Raw genomic sequence first — 20,353 nt, forward strand, 5'->3', positions numbered from 1 at the left:
ACACCCTCACGTTCGCCAATACATTTGGAAAAAGATCCAAGAGATATGCCAACAAATAGCGCAGGCCCTTCGGCGTAACATCCTTGTGATACCATTCACATATTTTAGCTAAATAATTAATTTTTTTGATGAATACCCCCAAATAAACTCAGGGTTTTATCACGTTAAAACTCGCGCCTATCTCAAATTGATAATAGGCGGCGTATCAGGATGATAATCATTGTTTTAACAAAGGAATCAAAGTGATAAATCAAACAACAATCAACACTATCAACAGATTGATAATCGGCACAATCTGAGCGGTGTAGACAGCAAAGCAGCCGGTCATTAATCCGCAATGACAGCGATAACCCCAGCAAACCGCAAGTTGAGTGCGCGATGGAATTACACAACTTAAAGGATGTAGATATACTCTTCATACTTCAAGTTGCTTGGGTGTTGACTGCCTTCGTTCACCCCAGTCACATAGTTAGCTATGCTCCCGGGGATTCCCTTAGTTGTCGCCTACAGGCAACTCGAATTATTTTGCGTATAGACGTTATTTAAATTTGTTCTAATCTTTAAATAGTAACGCCCATTCATCGTGATTAAGGGGTTCACCATGAACGAAACTTTAAAAGACAGCACCATTCTGCTGTCAAGAATTCTGTTGATGATGCTGTTTCTTGTTTTCGGTTGGATGAAATTAACCAACTTTGGGGCCACCGTTAGCGCGATGGAAGGTTATGGCACACCGCTGCCCTATCTGGCAGCATTGATATCCATACTGGTTGAATTTGTTTTCGGTATCGCCATTGTCGTGGGGTTCTACACCCGTCCCTTGGCCATCATTTATGCCATCTACGTATTGGGTACAGCTTTGATTGGTCACCCATTCTGGCGGATGAGTGGGTTAGAAATGCTCGGGAATGAGATTAATTTCTTTAAAAACATCAGTATTGTCGCCGGGCTACTGCTGCTGTCGGTTACTGGAGCCGGGCGTTTCTCTCTGGACTATAAATTTCGTAAACAGTAACTTTTCCCTGATGGCGGCGTAACGCTACGCCGCCATTTATTACCTAAAGATATCAACGGCTACGTTTAGCATGGCGTTCAAAGTTATCTATTTTCGCCGTCAGCGATTTGCGTAGCGTGACATAGCAAGCCCCCTATTCCCTATTTGAGATAGACAATTAGTTACGATACATATTTGGTTTTACCTTGCGTTAAAAAGCTCGTTAAAACGAGCTTAATGTGTATTAACTTATTGTTTTCATGTTTTTTTTGTATACTTAGGTTTACTTTTTATTGTTCTGCTCTTCGCAAAATACTCACATAGAATCATCTTCACTGACTAATGCTGCTGTTGCCTTGTTGACGCTTTAAAAACGACAGCTATGCCTTCCCAACCCTCCACTGGTATGCTTTTCTATATTAGGCATAAGTTGCTGCTGGTAGTTTTTAAACGAATGGGACATAGTAACTTAACGCAGCATTAGTTCAAATCGACATTCCGTGATTGGACTGGTGAAACAACCAACTACCCGCATGAGGTTATTAACCATGTGTTAACTCACCGCTTGGCATATAAGGGTGAAGCTGCATATCAACGTGGGATGTTGTGGCCTAAATGCGTTGCGTTGATGGATGACAAGACAATGTACTTTACTGCTTTGATTAAGCATTGAAAGCATGCAAAACATATGGAGTCAAGAATGACTAAATTCGTAGCTATAAAAATTCATTACGACCATAGAAAATCACTCATGCCATATCTAAAATATTCTAAGGTACCAACACCTGAAGAGTATCAAGAATATTTAGACTTATTTCACGATGAAGGTATCGGCGGCGCGGGATTTCATGAGTGCCTAAATTTTTCTATCCGTGAATATGAAAACACTAAAATTTATTTGCCACCGACATGCATCCCCAGTAGTAAATATACAGATGACGAATTTGTATTCTTTTCCTTTACTTATAAAGATGATAAAGAAATGCCATCTAGCATAATCGGCATTCATGCGGCAACAAGATTTAAAACTATTGGAAAGGAATCAATTCTACGCAATGATATAGAATCAATAGAAGGAGCAGAGCCATTCCATTATTGTGCAGAATCCCCAAGCGAATTAACAACATTAATCACCCCAACCATTAAATATGATTATAAAGATGGTATTTTTACACCAAAATATTCACGATGGGGTTATGGACTAAGATATATAAATGAAAAGCATGCTACTAACATCATTACCGCTGCGCTTGAAGAAGCCAAGAAACGCCTGCCTAGCGCAAGCATATCTGAGGAAATCATCATACAGCGTGAAATTATAGTATTAGAGTCCATACAAAAAAGATATGGACTATTTTCAAAGAAAACATCACTAAACATAAAAAAATCATTACCAAATGACGATAGTGTTCCAGATAGAGAAATTGGTTTTCTAGGAGAAAAGATTGTATATGAAGAGGAAGTTAATTATGCCATTAAACATAAAATCCCTGTCAGCGATATTGAGTGGATATCTCAGTCCGATCCACAGTCCCCATATGATATAAAGACCATTAGAATTATTAATAATGAAAAAATAGAACATTTTATTGAGGTAAAATCGAGTCGCGTCCTAGACGAAAGTAATATTTACCTATCATCTCGACAAGTTAAATTCTTTCAAGAAAATGAACCTTCATCAACATTTAAATTCGTTACATTTACATCAAAAAACACTGTTAATAGCATACGAGAACTAAATTTTAATCAGCTATCCAATGAATTTGAACTGGTTCCAATAAAGTTTAAATTAAAGCATAAGTAATAATTTTTGTAAATTTAATTAACAAAGGGCCTCTCAGGCCCTTTTCCATCCTATCCATAGGGGAGAATACTACTTTAATATCCCCATACTTGGTAAACATCCTGTAGTCTCACCTTGCTGAGTCTAATAATCCATTTCATTATTCTCGACATTGAATAATCTGCCGAGAACACACCATGCAACACAGTAACAATGAAAAATTCAACATATTGATATCTATAAGGAAAGTAGGCTTTCCCGAACTGCTTACTGTCGGGAAAATAATCTTTAGTTCGGCAATTTTCATTACTGAAAAATTCAGGCCGATAAAGAAATTAAAAGCACCATCGATCCTTTTATTACCTAAAGATATCAACGGCTACGTTTTGCATGGCGTTCAAAGTTATCTATTTTAGCTGTCAGCGATTTGCGTAGCGTGACATAGCAAGCTCCCTCACCGCCATCCCGTGGTAGCGCCCGGCAAAAAGCCTGTACCTGTTCAAACTGCCCCAGCCATTTGGCCACATAACTGCGGATGATATTCGGGTGGCTTTGATCTGTCCGTCCATGACCATGGACAATCAACAGCGAACGCAGGCTATCTTGCTCTGCCCGAGCCATAAAACGGAATAGTGCCTGACGGCAATTTTCTACTGGCTGACGCAGTAAATTGAGGCTGGCCTGTGGGGGATAGCGCCCAGTGCGCAACTTGTCCAAGACGCCTTGCTGAATGCCTTCGCCTTTATATTCCAATGGGGTATCACACGGAATGATCTCCAGGAATCCGGTACTGAGAAAGTTTTCCTGTTGCAACGCCTGCGCTTCACGGCGCGCAAGTTTATCCACCACGTCCTGTGGCTTAAGGTAGAGCGTTTGTTGCCCCTTGGGTAGCGGGGTCACATCAGCCATGGCTTGCGTAAAAAAACCTTGGTCATCGTCGTTCATTTCACATCACTCAAAAAGATGGCCTGACGGTATCCTTTAATGGCTCCCACACGGCTCAAACCCTGCAAAAAAACCAGATAGGCGCACAGGGAAGCGACTGTTTGGGGCCAGTCAAACCCATTGTAAAGTGCTGTCGCAAGGTTGCAAATCAGTAATACGCAGCAACAAGTGAGCTTATGAGCGGTTTTAGTTATACTATCGCCCATTATTGAGTGCCGCAAAGGATCGAATCTATGACTATGCGTGAGCTGGAACTCCATTTTCACCATGCAATGAACGAGTTGCAAGCCAGCTTCGAAAAGCAGCACCGTGAATGGCAACACAGCTATCAGGCTTTGCAACAGCAGTTAGAAGAAGCCAAGCAGCGTGAAATCATCTTGCGTATGCAAAACGAACAGCTAGTACGCAAACTGAGTACCGCTAATTCAGTGCCGGAGCAACATGTTCTGATCAAGCAGATCAAAATATTAAGTGTCCATTTGGAGGCACTGGCACAAGATGCTGCCAACTTCAATTGCCAGGTGAATCATCAACAACCATCTGCAGACAATTTCAATAGTGAACAACACTGACGTCATTCTCTGGCGCAGCAAAAAGGTAATACACCATCAATGATCTGGATCATCATCGCCGCCCTGTGCGCCACATTTATCATTGGTTATCTTGTTTTGACTTCCGATACCCGCAAGGCCATCGCTTCATTGGCACGTTTCCTGAAGGTAAAACCGATGCTGATTGAATCAATGATGCAGGAAATGGGTAGCCGCAACAGCCAGGCCTTTATCCGGATGTTGAATAATGGCTATACCGAAGAGATGCATCAAGCGGCGTATCTGTTGTTTATCTACCTGACGTTTATCAAACAGGCGGATGACCAACAGATTGATCTCTGGCGAGAAACACTGTTACGTGCCGGGCTGCCAGCGGTGTTGTATGCCGAGCACACTGAAGCGGCACTGTTTTACTTTGCAGAACTGGATCTGGATGCGTTCGAATTGGCTCAGTTTCGCCGCGCCTATAACGAGCGCTATAACCGGATATCAATTGCTAGCGAATAAAATCCACGCTAACAGCATGTTCAAAGAAAAGAACCTGGCAGAAACAATGCCCAAGCCACCAACCACCAGACCACATAAGGCTACAGCACTGAAGATCTCTTCAAACAGGTAGCGATTAAGCATGATGGTTTACCTCAAAAAAACACCCGGTAACCGAAATAGAGGCCCCATAATCACCCATGCGTATAACACTCTCTTTTCACATCAAACTTTTTCTTTGCCTGGTCGCCTGTTCAAGTGTGCTGCTCACGCTGATTGGCGTTTACACCTACTATAATCTGAATACCCAGTTGCACCGTGATCTGGGTGCCCGCGCTCAAGTCCAGGCCCGTGAAATAGCGCTGATCCCGACACTGATCACCGCAGTAGAGCAGAACAATACGCAAGATATCGCCAATCTGATGAAACAAATCCGCGCCGCCAGCGATGCCAGTTATATTGTGGTTGGCGATCAGCACACCCTGCACCTTTACCATTCCGAACACCCCAAACAACTGGGGAAACCGATGGTGGGGGGTGACAATAAAGAAGTGTTGGAAGGTAAAAGTATTATTTCCATCCGCGAAGGCGGCATCGGCATTTCATTACGTAGCAAGGCACCGATCCTTAATGCGGATGATCAGGTCATTGGTATTGTTTCTGTCGGTTATCTTAAGAGCCATATCGACCGCTTAAATGCCCGAACACTCACTCAAATTGTTTTTTCAGTTCTCCTGCTGTTAACGGCGTTGTTTCTTTTTTCCTGGTTATTGTCGAAAAACTTAAAGCGCCAAATGTTCTCGCTGGAACCCAAAGAAATCGCCCTGTTGGTACGCCAACAGAAAGCCTTGCTGGAAGCGATTTATGAAGGCGTGATCGCTATCGATCCACAGTTACGCATTATCACCATCAACTATGCCGCCCGTGAGTTACTTGACCTAAAACAGCCGATGAGCAGCCTGCTGGGGCAGAAAATCGGTGACCTTATCCAGTCACAACCGAATTTCTTTTCCGCCAGCCAATTGGAACAGGATACTCATGATGAGATCTGCCGTTTCAACCATATACAGGTGATTGCCAACCGGGTACGTATTATGCAGGAGAATGAATTACAGGGTTGGGTGATCACTTTCCGCGACAAAAACGATATCAATACCCTGAGTAGCCAGCTTAGCCAGGTAAAACGTTATGCCGACAATCTACGCATCATGCGCCATGAGCAGTTGAACTGGACGGCCACGCTCGCGGGTTTGTTACATATGCAGCGCTATGATGAAGCTATCCGCTATATAGAAGCACAATCAGAAGGTGCGCAGGAAATCCTCGATTTTATCTCTCAACGTTTCAGTTCCGCCACGATCTGTGGGCTACTGTTGGGTAAATACGCCAGCGCACGTGAAAAAGGTATCACGTTGCAGTTTGATCCCGCTTGCCAATTGCGCCAACTCCCGGCGGCATTAAATGAAACCGAATTAATGTCGATTATCGGCAATCTGTTGGATAATGCGGTGGATGCCACACTGCGTTGTGCGCCGCCTTATCAAGCCGTAGAACTGTATATTAATGACAGCAGTAACGAATTGGTGATTGAAGTGGCTGACCATGGCACCGGTATTGCCGCCGAAGTGCGTGATACGCTGTTTGAACAGGGGGTTACCACTAAACACCGAGGCGACCACGGTATTGGTCTGCACTTGGTGGCCAGCTATGTCAGCCAGGCACATGGCAGCATCGAGATTTCGGATAATGACCCTTGTGGTACCATTTTCTCGCTATTTATCCCCAAGGCCTATCAAGAACCGCCCCAGCAATAAGTAACAAGTAACAAGTAACAAGCCTAGCGGTTGAATAGACCTAGGTATCGGTTATGGCCCCCATTAGGGTGCCATAACACCTATTTGGTTGTTACTCGCCCGGCAACATAAAGTACGCTTTGGCATTGTGGTAGCAAATATCTTCAACCATCTTGCCTAACATGCGCATATCACGGGGTACTTCGCCATTTTCCGCCCATTGCCCAATCATGTTGCAAAGAATACGACGGAAGTATTCGTGACGAGTATAAGAAAGGAAGCTGCGCGAGTCTGTCAGCATACCCACAAACTGGCTTAACAAACCGAGCTGAGACAACTGTTGCATCTGGCGTTCCATGCCATCTTTCTGATCATTGAACCACCAGCCAGAACCAAATTGAATCTTGCCCGCGATACTGCCATCCTGGAAATTCCCCATCATGGTTGCCAGCATTTCGTTATCACGTGGGTTCAAACAATACAGAATGGTCTTGGGTAATTCGTTGGTTGTCTCCATCGCATCCATCAAGCAAGCAAGTTGCAGCGCATATGAACGATCACCTATCGAATCGAAGCCGCAATCCGCCCCCAGTAAACGGAACATCCGCGTGTTGTTATTACGCTGAGCCCCCACGTGTAGTTGCATGACCCAGCCGCGTTTGGCGTACTGCTGGCCAAGCCAGACCTGTACTGCCGTAGTGAACTGGTCAATTTCAAGTTCAGTCAGCGTTTCACCTGCCAAACGACGCGTTAAAATAGCATCTAACGTGCTTTCTGCCGGAACTGCCGCAAAGCGCACCACCTCGATGCCATGGTCAGCCGCGCGACAGCCGTGGGCACTGAAGTGCTCCAGGCGGCGTTCCAGCGCCGTCAGCAAATCAGCAAAGCGCGTAATCTCCACATCGGCCACCGCCCCAAGTTGAGCCATATAGGCGGAAAAACCGTCTAACTCAATTTTAAATGCGCGATCTGGACGCCAGCTTGGTGCCACTTCAATAGCAAAACTTTGGTCGTCCGCGATCGCTTTGTGGGCTTCGAGCGAATGAATAGGGTCATCGGTGGTCCCGGCCATCACCACATTCATTTGCTTCATAATGCCGCGAGCAGAGAATTCAGGCGTCGCCAGCAGTTCATTACAGTGGTGCCAGATATCCTCTGCGGTTTCAGGGCCAAACAGTTTGCCCGTTACACCAAATGGACGGCGTAACTCCAAATGAGTCCAGTGATAAAGCGGGTTACCTAAAGTTTTGGGAACAGTTTGCGCCCATGCCTGGTACTTCTCATAGTCCGAGGTTTCTTTACCGGTAATCAGTGACTCGGGTACCCCCGCAGAGCGCATACCACGCCATTTGTAATGGTCACCCTCAAGCCAAATTTGGCCCAGGTTAGCAAACTGCCGGTTCTCAGCCACTTCTTTGGGGTTGAGATGACAGTGGTAATCATAGATTGGCATCGCCTTCGCGTAGTCATGATAGAGCTCGCGGGCGGTATCGTTCGACAATAAGAAGTCTTCGCACAAAAAATTTTTCATTTTCTCTTTCACTAACACGATTCATATTCGCGCTTGAGGGGGATGTGAAAACAATGCCCACGCAATCGGCGCAGGCATTGAGTGTTAAATTACAGTGATGCTACGGCAGCGCGCGCACCCTGGTCCAGAATCCGTTGGTAAGCCTCGGTCACTGCGGTGACAAAGGTGTCATTGGCAATAAGGTCGGTACCAAATATCGCTTCAATGGACAGCAACGCTTTCACCACCGAAACGTTAAGGCCCTGCTCAGCATAAATTGCCTGGAACTGTGCCACCATCGGGTCACGAACATCAATGGCTTCACCGCGTTCATCAACTCCCGCCACATAACGCATCCAACCGGCAATCCCCATTGCCAACCATTTAAAATCGGAACCGCGAGCAAGGTGATAACGCAAAGACCCGCCCATCCGTTGTGGGATTTTCTGGCTACCATCCATGGCAATTTGCCAGGTCTGGTGTTTTAGGCTGGGGTTGGTAAACCGCTCAATCAAGAGGTTGGCGTACCCTTCCAAGTCGGTACCTTGTGGCATTTTCAATGTTGGCGCTTGCGCTTTCATCATCATGTCGAATGCCGCTTTACGGTAGTCAGCATTGGTCATGGTATCGGAAATATGTGCGTATCCCCCCAGGTAACCGAGATAAGCCAGGAAGGAGTGGCTGCCGTTCAGCATACGCAGCTTCATTTCTTCAAAGGGCACCACATCGCTGACGAACTCAGCGCCGGCGACGTTCCAATCAGGGCGCCCCGCCACAAAGTTGTCTTCAATCACCCATTGGCGGAACGGCTCACAAGCGATACCACAAGGGTCGGCGACACCAACCAGGGCTTCGATCTCTTTCAGTGTCTCTTCTGTCGCGGCAGGCACAATACGGTCAACCATGGTGCATGGGAAAGTCACATGCTTTTCAATCCAGGTAGCCAAATCGGCATCAACCAGGTTGGCAAAGCCGAGTACTGCGGCTCGCGCCACATGGCCGTTCTCTTGTACGTTATCGCAAGACATCACGGTAAAGGGCGCTATTCCCTTCTCACGACGTTGACGCAGGGCTTCAACAATGTAGCCAATAGCCGAGTTTGGGTCGCGAGGATTGGCTAAATCAGCCACAATCAACGGATTGTTTTTATCCAGACGACCGGTTGCAGGATCAGCACAATAGCCTTTTTCGGTGATGGTCATGGAAACAATCGCTACTTGCGGTTCGGTCATTTTTGCCAGTACCGTGGCTTTGCCGTCAAGCGCTGGGTGCAACGATTCCGTCACCGACCCAATCATTTTAACTTGTGTCGCCTGCGCGCCCTTCTCTGCCACGGTGTAGAGATGGTCTTGCTCACGCAACTGCTTGATCAGCGCTTCACCTCCAACCAGGTTAACTTCACAAATCCCCCAGTCACTGTCTGTTTTCTCTAACATTTCGTTAGTAAACAACGCCTGGTGTGCGCGGTGGAAGGCACCGAACCCCAGATGCACAATACGCGACTTCAGTCGACTACGGTCATAGCTCGGCACAATAACGTTAGCGTTTAATTGGCTATCGCTGAGGTTTTTCATTTCAATAGTCCTTACAAAAGAAGGAGAGCCCCAAAGGGCTCATCCAATAATTTTTAATAACCGAGGAAGAACCGAGGAAGAGTCAAGCTGATTTGCGGTATAAAAGTAACCAGTAGCAGCGTTGCCACCAATACCACATAGAATGGCAGTAGTGGTTTGATAACTTTATCAATTTTCACGTTACCGACTGAACAACCGATAAACAGTGCGCTCCCCACTGGCGGCGTACAAATACCAATACACAGGTTAAACGTCATCATGATACCAAAGTGTACCGGATCCATTCCCAAGTCCATGGCGATTGGCAGGAAGATAGGGGTAAAAATCAGTAACGCAGGGGTCATATCCATAAAGATACCGACGATCAATAAAGCAACGTTGATGATCAATAGGATAATGATGGGGTTATCAGAAATCGCCAACAGAGCATCACTGATTAGGTAAGGGATATCAGCGTTAGCCATCGCCCAAGACATCCCCATTGATGTACCAATCAATAACAAGACGATAGAGGTGGTGACCACCGATTCAAGTACGATACGTGGCAACTGCTTGACACTGACTTCACGGTAGAACACCACCGCAAGAATCAGCGTGTAGACCACCGCAATGGCAGAGGCTTCTGTAGCGGTAAAGATCCCACTGATGATCCCCCCCATGATGACCACAACCAGGCTAAGGCTAGGCAGTGCATCCAGGGTTTTCTTGATAACTTCAGCGCGAGTCGGTTTTGGGGCAATGGCATAGCCGCGTTTTTTGGCAATAAAACCCGCCACCAGCATCAAACCCAGGCCCATCATAAGGCCGGGAATATAACCTGCCAGGAATAGCGCCCCGATTGAGGTCCCACCAGAAATCAGCGAGTAGACAATGAAAGTATTACTCGGCGGAATAAGCAGACCGGTTGGGCAGGAAGTAATGTTAACCGCTGCCGAATACGCCGGATCGTAACCTTCTTTCTTCTGCAGTGGCGCCATGGTGCCACCAACTGCTGCGGCTGATGCCACGGCTGAACCTGAAATGGCACCAAACATCATATTGGCGATAATGTTTACGTGCGCCAGTGAACCCGGTAGGCGGCCACCCAGAATTTTGGCAAATTCAATCAGGCGCATGGCGATACCGCCTTGGTTCATGATGTTACCCGCCAGGATAAAGAATGGGATGGCGAGTAACGCAAAGCTATCCAGACCAGAGGCCATTTTCTGCGAGATAACCGCAATAGCAGCATCAAAAGGCAACGACAGTGTTACTGCTAATAACGAAGCGAGACCGATAGAAAATGAAATTGGCACCCCGATACCAAGTAACAGAAAAAAGCTACCAAATAAGACAATAAGCACTTGCCATTCCACGGTATTATTCCTTATTCAATGAGTTATTGTTTTTATGATGGCTGTAATCAAGCCAACTTTTGACGCGCAGAAATGAGTTCCACCAGATCGCGAATGATGTACATCACCATAAACAGACCGCTCAATGGAATCGCTGCATAAACCAGGCCCATTTCAATGCCCAGAGCAGGGGAAATCTGGCCTGTCGCTATGGTTTTCAGCATCAAGTTGCCGCCACCGTAAATCATGATGATAAAAGCAAATGCCGCACTGAAAATATTAATGACTATGCTGAGTTGATTGTGTTTTCTTGGGCTGTGCTCAAGTTTCATTGGTAGCAGATCAATCGCCAGATGACGCTTTTGCCCCAAGGTGTATGCCGCCCCCATCAAACCTACCCATATGAAGAGGAAACGAGAAATTTCATCGGTGAATGTACTCGGATTATTCAGAACATAACGAGAAAATACCTGCCACGATACGGACAACACCAATACACTACTGAGCGAAATACAGAATAAAGAGAGCACCTTATTCATGATGTTGGTAAGTTTATTCATCAAAGTCTCCTAAGTGACCATTTATTCGCGTCCAATAATGTCGCAATCAACACCGACTCCTTGGCAGCGTTATCGTCCAACTAAATCCCTTGGTTTTGTCAGCTCACCGAGTGTTCTCAGCACTCACCTCCCCCGTGATGGTGACCAAAGGTGATATGAGTGCGCACATAACCAAGAGTGGGCGGCATTTAAGCACAGAGTAAAAGTCACTCTTGTGATAAGAGTCACAATAAAATTGGTCAGTCCACTTTTCTCAACCAGATCGTGATATTGGTCAACCAATTCACTTTTTTTAGTTGAAAATTGGTTTGCTTTGACTCAAGTTGTACAAGTAATTAGCTACCCCTGGTTAAGCACTGCAATTGGCTAACCAAAAACAGCAGAACATCTATACCCGGTTCATTGCAGTTTTCGCTTGCATCAACGGGGTATAACAGAACGATAAAACCTGGAGAACCTTATGCGTATTAGCAAAAAAGTGCTGGTGACATTCGTTACCTGTGCCCTGGCAGCCACCACCTCTTTCTCAACGCTTGCAGCAACCACGTTAAAGTTGAGCCACAACCAAGACCGTAACCACCCAGTGCACCAGTCAATGCAATACATGGCTGACAAAGTGAAGGAATACACCAACGACCAAGTACGCATCCGTATCTATCCAAACGGGCAACTGGGTACTCAGCGTGAATCCATGGAGCTGCTGCAAAATGGTGCTCTCGCCATCGTTAAATCAAACGCCAGTGAACTGGAAGCGTTTGAGCCTGCTTATGGCGCATTCAATATTCCTTATATCTTCCGTGACCGTGACCACTACTACCGGGCCATGGAAAGTGATGTGGGTGAGAAAATCCTGGCAGCATCTCACAAGAAGGGTTTTGTCGGCCTGACTTACTACGATGCCGGCGCTCGTAGCTTCTATGCCAACAAAGAGATCAAAACACCGGCTGACCTGAAAGGGATGAAAATCCGCGTGCAGCCAAGCCCAACGGCCGTTGAAATGATCAAAATGATGGGCGGCTCACCAACCCCACTCTCTTACGGCGAGTTATATACCGCATTACAACAAGGTGTGGTTGATGGTGCTGAGAACAACGAAACCGCACTGACCACTGCTCGTCACGGCGAAGTGGCTAAATTCTTCAGCAAAGATGAACACACGATGATCCCGGATGTGCTGGTCATCAGTTCTAAAGTTTGGGACGGGTTAAAAGAAGAAGAACGTCAAGCTATTAAGAAAGCGGCGAAAGAGTCAATGCAGTTCCATAAAACGCTATGGACCGAGATGACCGCCAAATCCATTGAGGAAGCTCAATCGACCATGAAAGTTAAGTTCATCGACGTTGAAAAACAACCTTTCGTTGATGCGGTGAAACCGATGCACGAAGCTGCGTTGCAAAACCCAGTGATTGCTGACTATGTGCGCGGTATTGATGCCCTCGCCAACACCCAGTAACAACCTGTCGCTATCCCGTACCCACAGATAGTCAATATAGAGAGCGCGAATCGCGCTCTCATATTTAGGAATAAATACAAATGTTAGAACGTTCTGAGCTTGCTGAAAACGCGATCAACTGCCTGCATGACGAACAATATGATCTGCCATTCAATCTGCAAAACCTGAATCACACCAACATGCTGTTTATGGGGGGACGGGCCAGCGAATCACTTAACGGTCATTGGAATTTTGCGGTTGATCTGCTCGATACCGGTCTGCGTCAACGTTGGCACGAAATGAAACCCATGCCAGCAGAAAAGCGTACCGAGCCTTGGGATTATGACCCTTATGTGGGGGAAACCATTCCTGTCCCTTCTTGCTGGCAGATGCAAAAAGAAAAATGGTACTTCTTTGAAGGGAGTGCCTGGTATACCAAGGCCTGGGATTACCAAGAAGCAGAAGCGGGTGAGCGTGTTTTCCTGCGGATTGGGGCCGCTCAGTACGATTGTAAAGTCTTTCTAAACGGCGAATTTATTGGTAACCACTACGGCGGTTCCACGCCATTCTTCGCCGAGTTTACCGGTAAATTGCAAGCAGGCCGTAATTGGATCATGTGTTGTGTCAACAATAACCGCACGCTGGATCGTGTCCCGATGCGCAATACAGACTGGTTCAACTACGGTGGCATCTATCGTGACATTGAAATCGTGCGTACCCCTAAAGCGATTATCCGCGACCTGCATGTTTACCTGGTACCCAACAGCCAGTACAACCTGATCCATATTGATGTTGCTGTTGAAGGGAGCGAAGACCATGTTGAAATTGCCATCCCTGAACTCAATCTGCACAGTACCATCACCATCACCGACGGCAAAGGCACGGTTGAGCTCGCTGCCCAGCCAGAATTGTGGTCACCAGAAAACCCAAAACTTTACGATGTCACGGCCACGTTCGGCCAAGACCAAGTATCAGATCGCGTTGGTTTCCGCCAGATCGAAGTTAAAGGGACTGAGATTTTCTTGAATGGTGTCAACACCTTCCTGCGTGGTATTAGCGTACACGAAGATGACCAAGTCCTGGGGAAAGTGGTGACCCCGGAAGATCTAAAGCGCCGTTTCCAGCATGCGAAAGAGCTGAACTGTAACTATATGCGTTTTGCTCATTACACCCACCACGAGATGGCAACCCGGATGGCTGACGAACTTGGCTTTCTGATTTGGGCCGAGATCCCAGTTTACTGGGCGATTGATTTCGACAATCCAGCGACTTACAGTGATGCAGAAAACCAGCTTATCGAAATGATAAAGCGTGATCGTAACCGTGCCTCTGTGATTATGTGGTCGGTAGGTAATGAAAATGCGGACACCGATGCTCGCCTCACCTTCATGGCTAACCTGGTTAAAGCTGCCCGCGATAACGATCCGTGCCGCCTGGTTTCCGCCGCTTGTCTGGTTAACCACGCTAAGAACAAGATTGAAGATCGTCTTGCGGATCACCTGGATATCATTGGTATCAATGAATATTACGGTTGGTACGAGGAAGTTTTTGATGACTTGATTGAGATTGGTGAAAACTCAAACCCGGGTAAACCGGTGGTGATTTCAGAAACGGGTGCAGATGGCTTCATTGGTGAAGGCGCACCGAAAACCGGGTTCTTCAGTGAATCTTACATGACCGACGTGTATCGCAAGCAAATCGATTATCTGGCAAAACTGGACTACATCAAAGGTATCTCCCCTTGGATCCTGTACGAATTCCGTGTTGAGCGGCGTCAGAATATGTTCCAAAAAGGATGGAACCGTAAAGGATTAATTTCTAATGATAAATTTACCAAAAAAGAGTCATTCCAGTTACTTGCGGACTTCTACGCAACATTGAAGCCGTAAACGGTATGGTAGCATGCTTAATTGGTTGACCAGTTGGTTGACCAATTTAACCAGGGTGATATAATCCCCCAAAGAAACTGGCGAGAGTATTAATGAGTACCACCATGTCAGAACCCAAAAGACTGTATCAAGAAATTGGATTTTTGCTGCAAGAGCGTGTTGCCAAAGGTGAATTCAAAGTGGGTGACCGCTTGCCACCAGAGCGTGACATCGCAGAAAAAATGGACGTCAGTCGCTCCGTTGTGCGCGAGGCGATCATCATGCTGGAACTCAAAGGTTTGGTGGAAGTGCGCAAGGGTTCCGGTGTGTATGTGATTAACCAGCCAAGTGAAGAAAACCCATTGACGCACTCATCTGCATCAGGAACGAGTAGCGATATCGGCCCTTTTGAACTGCTACAAGCACGCCAATTGATTGAAAGTGAAATCGCCAGCTTTGCCGCACGGTATATCACCAAAAGTGACATTCAACGCCTGCGTGAGGCATTAAACACTGAAAAGCGCAATCTTGAAGCTGGTTGTGATGATTACGATAGCGATGAGCTATTTCACCTTACCATTGCCGCCGCCTCGCAAAACAGCATACTCGCTGACGTAGTCAATGACCTGTGGCTACGCCGTCATGAGAGCTCAATGTGGCGCCAGTTACATTCGCATATCGTTAATCATGATTACCGCAAAGCCTGGCTGCTGGATCATGAGCAGATCCTGATCGCGCTGCAAAAACGTGACCCAGAAGGCGCACGCAAAGCAATGTGGGAACACTTGGAAAACGTTAAACAAGTGCTGTTTGCACTTTCAGACGTTGATGACCCGAAGTTTGACGGCTACCTGTTCCCTTAACCCTATTTCCCGCAGAGGAGCCAGCTCCTCTTATTCGTATACGGTCGTGACTTTTGCTCAAGGTGAAAGTCCACAATGATAGAAGGTAGATTAACCATGGAACAAACCTGGCGCTGGTACGGCCCCAATGACTCAGTTTCACTCGATGATATCCGTCAAGCAGGCGCGACGGGAATTGTTAACGCGCTTCACCATATCCCGAATGGTCAGGTTTGGACCAAAGAAGAAATTCTTGCTCGCAAAGCCATCATCGAAGCAAAGGGCCTCACCTGGTCTGTGGTTGAAAGTGTCCCGGTACATGAAGAAATCAAGACACAAACAGGCAACTACCAACAGTGGATTGATAACTACAAGCAGACCCTGCGTAACCTGGCACAATGTGGTATCGATACGGTGTGCTACAACTTTATGCCGGTGCTGGACTGGACACGTACTGACCTTGAATATCAAATGCCTGATGGCTCTAAAGCGTTACGCTTTGACCAGATCGCCTTTGCGGCATTTGAACTGTACATCCTAAAGCGCCCAGGTGCCCAAGCAGACTACGCCAAGCAAGAACAAGAGCAAGCGCTTGAGTACTTCAACAACATGTCCCCAGAGCAGATCAAGCAATTAACCAGCAATATTATTGCCGGTTTGCCAGGTGCAGAAGAAGGCTACACGCTGGAAGAGTTCCAGGCACAGTTAGACCGCTACGCTGGTATTACCAAGGATCAATTACGTCAAAACATGGCGTACTTCCTGTCAGAACTGATGCCGGTGTGCGAGGAAGAAAACATCAAGATGGCAGTGCACCCTGATGATCCTCCGCGCCCAATCCTCGGGTTGCCACGCATCGTCTCAACTATCGAAGACATTGATTGGTTAACCGAGAAAGTGCCCAGCAAGATGAACGGTATCACTATGTGTACCGGTTCTTACGGGGTGCGTGGTGACAACGATCTGGTCAAGATGATCAAAAAGCATGGTGAACGTGTTTACTTCACTCATCTGCGCTCGACCCAACGTGAAGAACAAAACCCGCTAACTTTCCACGAAGCTGCACACCTGGAAGGCGACGTCGATATGTATAGCGTGGTGATGGCGATCCTGGAAGAAGAGCAGCGCCGCGAAAAAGCGGGCGATCAGCGTAAAATCCCAATGCGTCCTGACCATGGTCATCAAATGTTGGATGACCTGAAGAAGAAAACCAACCCAGGCTATTCGGCCATTGGTCGTCTAAAAGGTCTGGCGGAAGTGCGTGGTTTAGAGTTGGCGCTAAAACGTGCATTTTTTAGCTAAGACAATTAAATAGCAATAACGCGGTTAAACCGCGTTATTGCCCATCAAACTATACCTATCAAACTATACCTATCAAACAAAGCGCGTTAGAAGGTATAACGCACCCCTACACGAATACGGTACTGTTCCTGATTATAATAGTTCCAGCGATCTAACCATTGTAGGTCGAGATAAGGCATCCAGTTATTATCTATTTTATAACGGAATGTATTCGTGATCTCCCAATGATGGCTCTTGCCATTTTTACTATAGAAATCATTGGTCCGAATAAAATAATGTGGCTCGAATGTATAATTAAATTGTTCGGAGATTTTAAAGTTCCAGTAATTGGCAATTTCATGCGTGTCGTTGCGTGATGGGTTACCATTAAAATCGATGGTGTCATAATTGCTACGATTATAACGATAACGCACCGTCAGGTTGAACGATGGCAGAAACTTGTAATTATTATCCAGATAAACAGAACCCCCTGACCCGGCACTATTTGAGTTCACCAACCCACCGGTAGTAATAGTCCATTTGTCTGTTGGACGAAAAATCGGGTACCACCCTTCTAATTCATTATAACTATGCTTTACTTGATCAAACTTTCCGACATTATAAGCGTTGGTCGCCATCAGGCCCTGTCCGCCATCAAAATGATAACCACCACGCAGAATGACTTCGCTTAAGTCTGACGCGGTATTATAAGCGGTACGTGTTTCCAGATAAGCTCGCCCAGCTTCAGCACCGGCTGAAATGACCAGCGTCGTCATTAATAATGCCAACTTGGTGTTACGCACAATAGAACCACAACTCCTAGACATGGTTTACATTTCCTTGTGATAAAAGAATAAAGGGCTCCGCTATACCTGAAGGTATAGCGAGTAAGTATTATTACTGATGGTATAGCGAGTTAAACCTCTTCAATAATCTCTTTTTTTATTTCCGGATAAACTTCCCGACTCTCTTCTCGTTTCTCTTTTCTGATATTAATTTCTGCTATTATCTTCATAAATAGCTGTTCATTGAGTTTATAGAAGGTGGCCATCATAATGGCGGCCCCCATCGCCAAGATACAAGGATAAATAAAGATTAACTGGCGAAATCCTTCCAGCACTGCTGGCGACTGCTCAATATTCGGTATATAACCAATTTGCGTTAACATAATACCCGGTAAAAATCCGGCCAAGGCAGCAGATATCTTACGCGAGAAAGTATACCCGGTGTAAACCGACCCTTCGGCACGAATACCGGTTTTCCATTCGCCGTAATCGACAGTATCGGGCACTAACGCCCAATTCAGGCTATTAACGAAAGCGGTACCAAAAAAGGCCATGCAGGAAAATGCCACAAAAGAGAAAGAAGTACCGCCCCAGGCATAGTTAAATAAGTCCCCCAGGCACCATAGCAGTAGCCCGCCCAGATAGACGTTCTTTTTGCCAAAGCGTTTTACTGCGGCGGGCACCATCAGCACACCAATCAAAATGCAGCCCATGCTAAAGAAGCCCATATAAGAGAGCAATTTGATATCGTGCAATACGTATTGGGTGTAATAAACCTGGATTGCCAACTTGATATTAAATGCCGCTAGCGTACATAAATTGGCAAGACACAATACTAACAACGGTGGGTTTTCAAAAATAGCGCGGAACGATTTTAAAATACCGGGTTTATGATGGGCTGGCACCATTTCAACATAACGCTCTTTAACCCCGGCATAGCACCACCACATGCAAAATACACCGCAAGTTGCAAAGACGACCGCAGCAATCAGATAACCGATTCCTGGTTGCTCAGTAAATAACATTTGGATAGGAATAAATCCGACGGTGCACAGCAGTAATCCTAAGGTCGCCCCCCCTTGCCGCCAAGCCGCCAGTTGAGCTCGCTCTTGAGGGTTTTTAGTGATCGCAGGCACCATTGCACCATAAGAACAATTCATCAAACTGTAAAACAGGCCAAACAACATAAACAGTACCGTTGCCAATACTGTCTTAATATTCAAACTGAAGCCGCTATTGGTAAAGTTTGCCACTGCCAGTAATCCGACTGGCAACGAAGCATAAAGAATAAATGGTCTGAACTTACCTTTAACACCAATATTACGCCGAGAATCTAACAAGACACCGGTCAACATATCAGTAAAAGCAGTAAAAAATTTAGCGATCAGAAAGATCACACCACCATAAATTGCAGGTATCCCTAAAATATCGGTATAGAACTTCAGTAAATAAAGTGTACCGATACACAACATTAGGTTAGAGCCAAAATCCCCCATGCCGTAAGCGAATTTTTCACGCAGTGGCAAGCGTAATGTGACGGAGTCTGAATAGGATGTCGCGTTGGGCATCTAAATGGTCCTTATTATTGTCTTATTTTTTATTTTTCAGGCGTTAGCACTGTTGGCTTTATGTACATAGCGGTATCGCTAACCTAAGCAATTGCCTGGCAATGATGAGCCTCATCCTTGAGGCTCGACACAGGACCGGTGCAAAGGCAATGCAAATCTGTGGTAACCCATTTGCCTTACTTTCGCCGTCTGGCTGTCATCTGAAATCCAGTGGGAATATCTGCTGACACCTTAAATCCATTGCCCCTTGGATGCATCTATCCCCAACCTCTCAACTCATACCGCTGGACTGACCTGACGCTTTCTCTCTTCCAGCTCGCCGATAATTTTGAGGTAATTTTTCTCTGTCAAATGGTAGAACAGCCCCATGGTTAACGCCGTCAACACCGCCAAGCCGCAAGGGTAGAGGAAGATCAACTGACGCAATCCTTCGAGAGTCCCCGCTGCCTGTTGCACATTAGGAACATAACCAATGTAGGCCAGCATCACACCCGGGAAAAAGCCCGCCAATCCCTGATAGACCTTACGGAAGAAGGTAAACCCGGTATAAACCGTACCTTCTGACCGCCGCCGGGCTAATATCAAACACGCTCAGCCGGTGCCCCAGCTTAAGCAGGTTGCTGGCCATGGGTGCCCCCATTTGGCCTGGCCCGATAAATGTGATCTATGCCATGGTTATTTCCTGTTGATTACAAGTGTCATCTTTGTGTCAACTCAATGCGCACAATTCAGACCGCTTCTGTCTGTTTTTGATCGTATTTGTAATTTATGATTGAAAAATTGACATTCATCACTCTTTTAACATTTGAGAGAATTAAAATGATGGCATCGTGATCGGTAGCCAATTTTTGGCTGATAACTGTTTTACTCACAGCAAATTAATAACCAAGGATCCTGACAATGACTCGAATCGCATGTGTAGGTATTACGGTGCAAGACCGTTTGTATTACATCGAACAACTGCCCACTGGCGGTGGAAAATATGTCGCCAATGACTATCGTGAAATTGGGGGGGGCCCGGCGGCAACCGCCGCTGTCGCCGCTGCC

At 46.3% G+C, this 20,353-nt stretch carries 17 protein-coding genes and 5 pseudogenes; 11 read left to right on the forward strand and 11 right to left on the reverse strand.

Annotation, left to right across the window (positions count from 1 at the left end):
- Positions 1 to 601 precede the first annotated feature (601 nt).
- Positions 602 to 1,015: a DoxX family protein gene (locus IO95_RS19865; protein ID WP_023491915.1), complete on the forward strand. Its 414-nt coding sequence runs from the start codon at positions 602 to 604 to the stop codon at positions 1,013 to 1,015.
- A 52-nt stretch (positions 1,016 to 1,067) separates the two neighbouring features.
- Here the strand turns inward: IO95_RS19865 and IO95_RS25380 are convergent.
- Positions 1,068 to 1,148, reverse strand: a pseudogene (locus tag IO95_RS25380) (DNA endonuclease SmrA); the annotation flags it as partial.
- Positions 1,149 to 1,329: 181 nt separating this feature from the next.
- Between IO95_RS25380 and IO95_RS26185 the strand changes: the two are divergent.
- Positions 1,330 to 1,667: pseudogene (locus tag IO95_RS26185) on the forward strand (integrase); the annotation flags it as partial.
- A 27-nt stretch (positions 1,668 to 1,694) separates the two neighbouring features.
- Positions 1,695 to 2,798 carry a protein NO VEIN domain-containing protein gene (locus tag IO95_RS19870; RefSeq protein WP_037386832.1) on the forward strand — a complete coding sequence of 368 codons (1,104 nt, stop codon included), beginning with the start codon at positions 1,695 to 1,697 and terminating at the stop codon, positions 2,796 to 2,798.
- Positions 2,799 to 3,149: 351 nt separating this feature from the next.
- On the opposite strand, the gene smrA is transcribed toward IO95_RS19870, so the two are convergent.
- Positions 3,150 to 3,722: a DNA endonuclease SmrA gene (gene smrA / locus IO95_RS19875; RefSeq protein WP_023492058.1), complete on the reverse strand. Its 573-nt coding sequence runs from the start codon at positions 3,720 to 3,722 to the stop codon at positions 3,150 to 3,152.
- Between the two features lie 233 nt (positions 3,723 to 3,955).
- On the opposite strand from smrA, the gene IO95_RS19885 reads away from it, so the two are divergent.
- Both IO95_RS19885 and IO95_RS19890 read left to right on the forward strand, forming a co-directional pair.
- Positions 3,956 to 4,294: an MbeD/MobD family mobilization/exclusion protein gene (locus tag IO95_RS19885; RefSeq protein WP_023492057.1), complete on the forward strand. Its 339-nt coding sequence runs from the start codon at positions 3,956 to 3,958 to the stop codon at positions 4,292 to 4,294.
- Between the two features lie 39 nt (positions 4,295 to 4,333).
- Positions 4,334 to 4,780, forward strand: a complete 447-nt coding sequence (locus IO95_RS19890; protein WP_023492056.1) for a DUF1198 family protein — start codon at positions 4,334 to 4,336, stop codon at positions 4,778 to 4,780.
- Here IO95_RS19890 and IO95_RS25840 read toward each other — a convergent pair.
- Positions 4,763 to 4,903, reverse strand: coding sequence for a hypothetical protein (locus IO95_RS25840; RefSeq protein WP_023492054.1), 141 nt, complete (start codon positions 4,901 to 4,903; stop codon positions 4,763 to 4,765). The genes IO95_RS19890 and IO95_RS25840 overlap by 18 nt on opposite strands.
- 56 nt (positions 4,904 to 4,959) lie before the next feature.
- Between IO95_RS25840 and IO95_RS19895 the strand changes: the two genes are divergently transcribed.
- Positions 4,960 to 6,573 carry a sensor histidine kinase gene (locus IO95_RS19895; protein ID WP_023492053.1) on the forward strand — a complete coding sequence of 538 codons (1,614 nt, stop codon included), beginning with the start codon at positions 4,960 to 4,962 and terminating at the stop codon, positions 6,571 to 6,573.
- Between the two features lie 91 nt (positions 6,574 to 6,664).
- On the opposite strand, the gene uxaC is transcribed toward IO95_RS19895, so the two are convergent.
- The 4 genes from uxaC to IO95_RS19915 all read right to left on the reverse strand — a co-directional run bounded on the left by uxaC (position 6,665) and on the right by IO95_RS19915 (position 11,530).
- Entirely contained in the window at positions 6,665 to 8,083 is a 1,419-nt protein-coding gene (uxaC, locus tag IO95_RS19900; RefSeq protein ID WP_023492052.1) for a glucuronate isomerase, read from the reverse strand.
- A gap of 89 nt (positions 8,084 to 8,172) precedes the next feature.
- A complete protein-coding gene (locus IO95_RS19905; protein ID WP_023492051.1) occupies positions 8,173 to 9,636 on the reverse strand; it encodes a fructuronate reductase in 1,464 nt (487 codons plus the stop codon).
- 53 nt (positions 9,637 to 9,689) lie between these two features.
- Positions 9,690 to 10,991, reverse strand: coding sequence for a TRAP transporter large permease (locus IO95_RS19910; protein WP_023492050.1), 1,302 nt, complete (start codon positions 10,989 to 10,991; stop codon positions 9,690 to 9,692).
- A gap of 47 nt (positions 10,992 to 11,038) precedes the next feature.
- A complete protein-coding gene (locus IO95_RS19915) occupies positions 11,039 to 11,530 on the reverse strand; it encodes a TRAP transporter small permease (RefSeq protein WP_023492049.1) in 492 nt (163 codons plus the stop codon).
- A gap of 460 nt (positions 11,531 to 11,990) precedes the next feature.
- Between IO95_RS19915 and IO95_RS19920 the strand changes: the two genes are divergently transcribed.
- The 4 genes from IO95_RS19920 to uxuA all read left to right on the forward strand — a co-directional run bounded on the left by IO95_RS19920 (position 11,991) and on the right by uxuA (position 16,974).
- Positions 11,991 to 12,983, forward strand: a complete 993-nt coding sequence (locus tag IO95_RS19920; RefSeq protein WP_023491779.1) for a TRAP transporter substrate-binding protein — start codon at positions 11,991 to 11,993, stop codon at positions 12,981 to 12,983.
- Positions 12,984 to 13,063: 80 nt separating this feature from the next.
- Positions 13,064 to 14,851: a glycoside hydrolase family 2 protein gene (locus IO95_RS19925; protein ID WP_023491777.1), complete on the forward strand. Its 1,788-nt coding sequence runs from the start codon at positions 13,064 to 13,066 to the stop codon at positions 14,849 to 14,851.
- A 104-nt stretch (positions 14,852 to 14,955) separates the two neighbouring features.
- Positions 14,956 to 15,693: an FCD domain-containing protein gene (locus IO95_RS19930; RefSeq protein WP_200874194.1), complete on the forward strand. Its 738-nt coding sequence runs from the start codon at positions 14,956 to 14,958 to the stop codon at positions 15,691 to 15,693.
- Between the two features lie 96 nt (positions 15,694 to 15,789).
- Entirely contained in the window at positions 15,790 to 16,974 is a 1,185-nt protein-coding gene (uxuA, locus tag IO95_RS19935) for a mannonate dehydratase (RefSeq protein ID WP_023491774.1), read from the forward strand.
- 86 nt (positions 16,975 to 17,060) lie between these two features.
- Here the strand turns inward: uxuA and ompL are convergent, their stop codons facing one another.
- The 4 genes and pseudogenes from ompL to IO95_RS26190 form a co-directional block, all read right to left on the reverse strand.
- On the reverse strand, positions 17,061 to 17,729 hold the full coding sequence (gene ompL, locus IO95_RS19940; RefSeq protein ID WP_037386851.1) for a porin OmpL: 669 nt from the start codon (positions 17,727 to 17,729) through the stop codon (positions 17,061 to 17,063).
- A 140-nt stretch (positions 17,730 to 17,869) separates the two neighbouring features.
- Complete coding sequence (locus tag IO95_RS19945; protein WP_037386839.1) at positions 17,870 to 19,306, reverse strand: MFS transporter; 1,437 nt, start codon at positions 19,304 to 19,306, stop codon at positions 17,870 to 17,872.
- 276 nt (positions 19,307 to 19,582) lie between these two features.
- Positions 19,583 to 19,873 (reverse strand): annotated as a pseudogene (locus tag IO95_RS19950) (MFS transporter); the annotation flags it as partial.
- Positions 19,863 to 19,946, reverse strand: a pseudogene (locus tag IO95_RS26190) (NAD(P)-binding domain-containing protein); the annotation flags it as partial. The pseudogenes IO95_RS19950 and IO95_RS26190, both read right to left, overlap by 11 nt.
- A gap of 260 nt (positions 19,947 to 20,206) precedes the next feature.
- Between IO95_RS26190 and IO95_RS19955 the strand changes: the two are divergent.
- A pseudogene (locus IO95_RS19955) lies at positions 20,207 to 20,353 on the forward strand (ribokinase); the annotation flags it as partial.

The sequence above is a fragment of the Serratia sp. DD3 genome, from assembly GCF_000496755.2.

Coding starts and splice junctions, on each gene's coding strand:
- IO95_RS19865 (WP_023491915.1), top strand. CDS start 602: ATGAACGAAACTTTAAAAGACAGCACCATTCTGCTGTCAAGAATTCTG.
- IO95_RS19870 (WP_037386832.1), top strand. CDS start 1,695: ATGACTAAATTCGTAGCTATAAAAATTCATTACGACCATAGAAAATCA.
- smrA (WP_023492058.1), bottom strand. CDS start 3,722: ATGAACGACGATGACCAAGGTTTTTTTACGCAAGCCATGGCTGATGTG.
- IO95_RS19885 (WP_023492057.1), top strand. CDS start 3,956: ATGACTATGCGTGAGCTGGAACTCCATTTTCACCATGCAATGAACGAG.
- IO95_RS19890 (WP_023492056.1), top strand. CDS start 4,334: ATGATCTGGATCATCATCGCCGCCCTGTGCGCCACATTTATCATTGGT.
- IO95_RS25840 (WP_023492054.1), bottom strand. CDS start 4,903: ATGCTTAATCGCTACCTGTTTGAAGAGATCTTCAGTGCTGTAGCCTTA.
- IO95_RS19895 (WP_023492053.1), top strand. CDS start 4,960: ATGCGTATAACACTCTCTTTTCACATCAAACTTTTTCTTTGCCTGGTC.
- uxaC (WP_023492052.1), bottom strand. CDS start 8,083: ATGAAAAATTTTTTGTGCGAAGACTTCTTATTGTCGAACGATACCGCC.
- IO95_RS19905 (WP_023492051.1), bottom strand. CDS start 9,636: ATGAAAAACCTCAGCGATAGCCAATTAAACGCTAACGTTATTGTGCCG.
- IO95_RS19915 (WP_023492049.1), bottom strand. CDS start 11,530: ATGAATAAACTTACCAACATCATGAATAAGGTGCTCTCTTTATTCTGT.
- IO95_RS19920 (WP_023491779.1), top strand. CDS start 11,991: ATGCGTATTAGCAAAAAAGTGCTGGTGACATTCGTTACCTGTGCCCTG.
- IO95_RS19925 (WP_023491777.1), top strand. CDS start 13,064: ATGTTAGAACGTTCTGAGCTTGCTGAAAACGCGATCAACTGCCTGCAT.
- IO95_RS19930 (WP_200874194.1), top strand. CDS start 14,956: ATGTCAGAACCCAAAAGACTGTATCAAGAAATTGGATTTTTGCTGCAA.
- uxuA (WP_023491774.1), top strand. CDS start 15,790: ATGGAACAAACCTGGCGCTGGTACGGCCCCAATGACTCAGTTTCACTC.
- ompL (WP_037386851.1), bottom strand. CDS start 17,729: ATGACGACGCTGGTCATTTCAGCCGGTGCTGAAGCTGGGCGAGCTTAT.
- IO95_RS19945 (WP_037386839.1), bottom strand. CDS start 19,306: ATGCCCAACGCGACATCCTATTCAGACTCCGTCACATTACGCTTGCCA.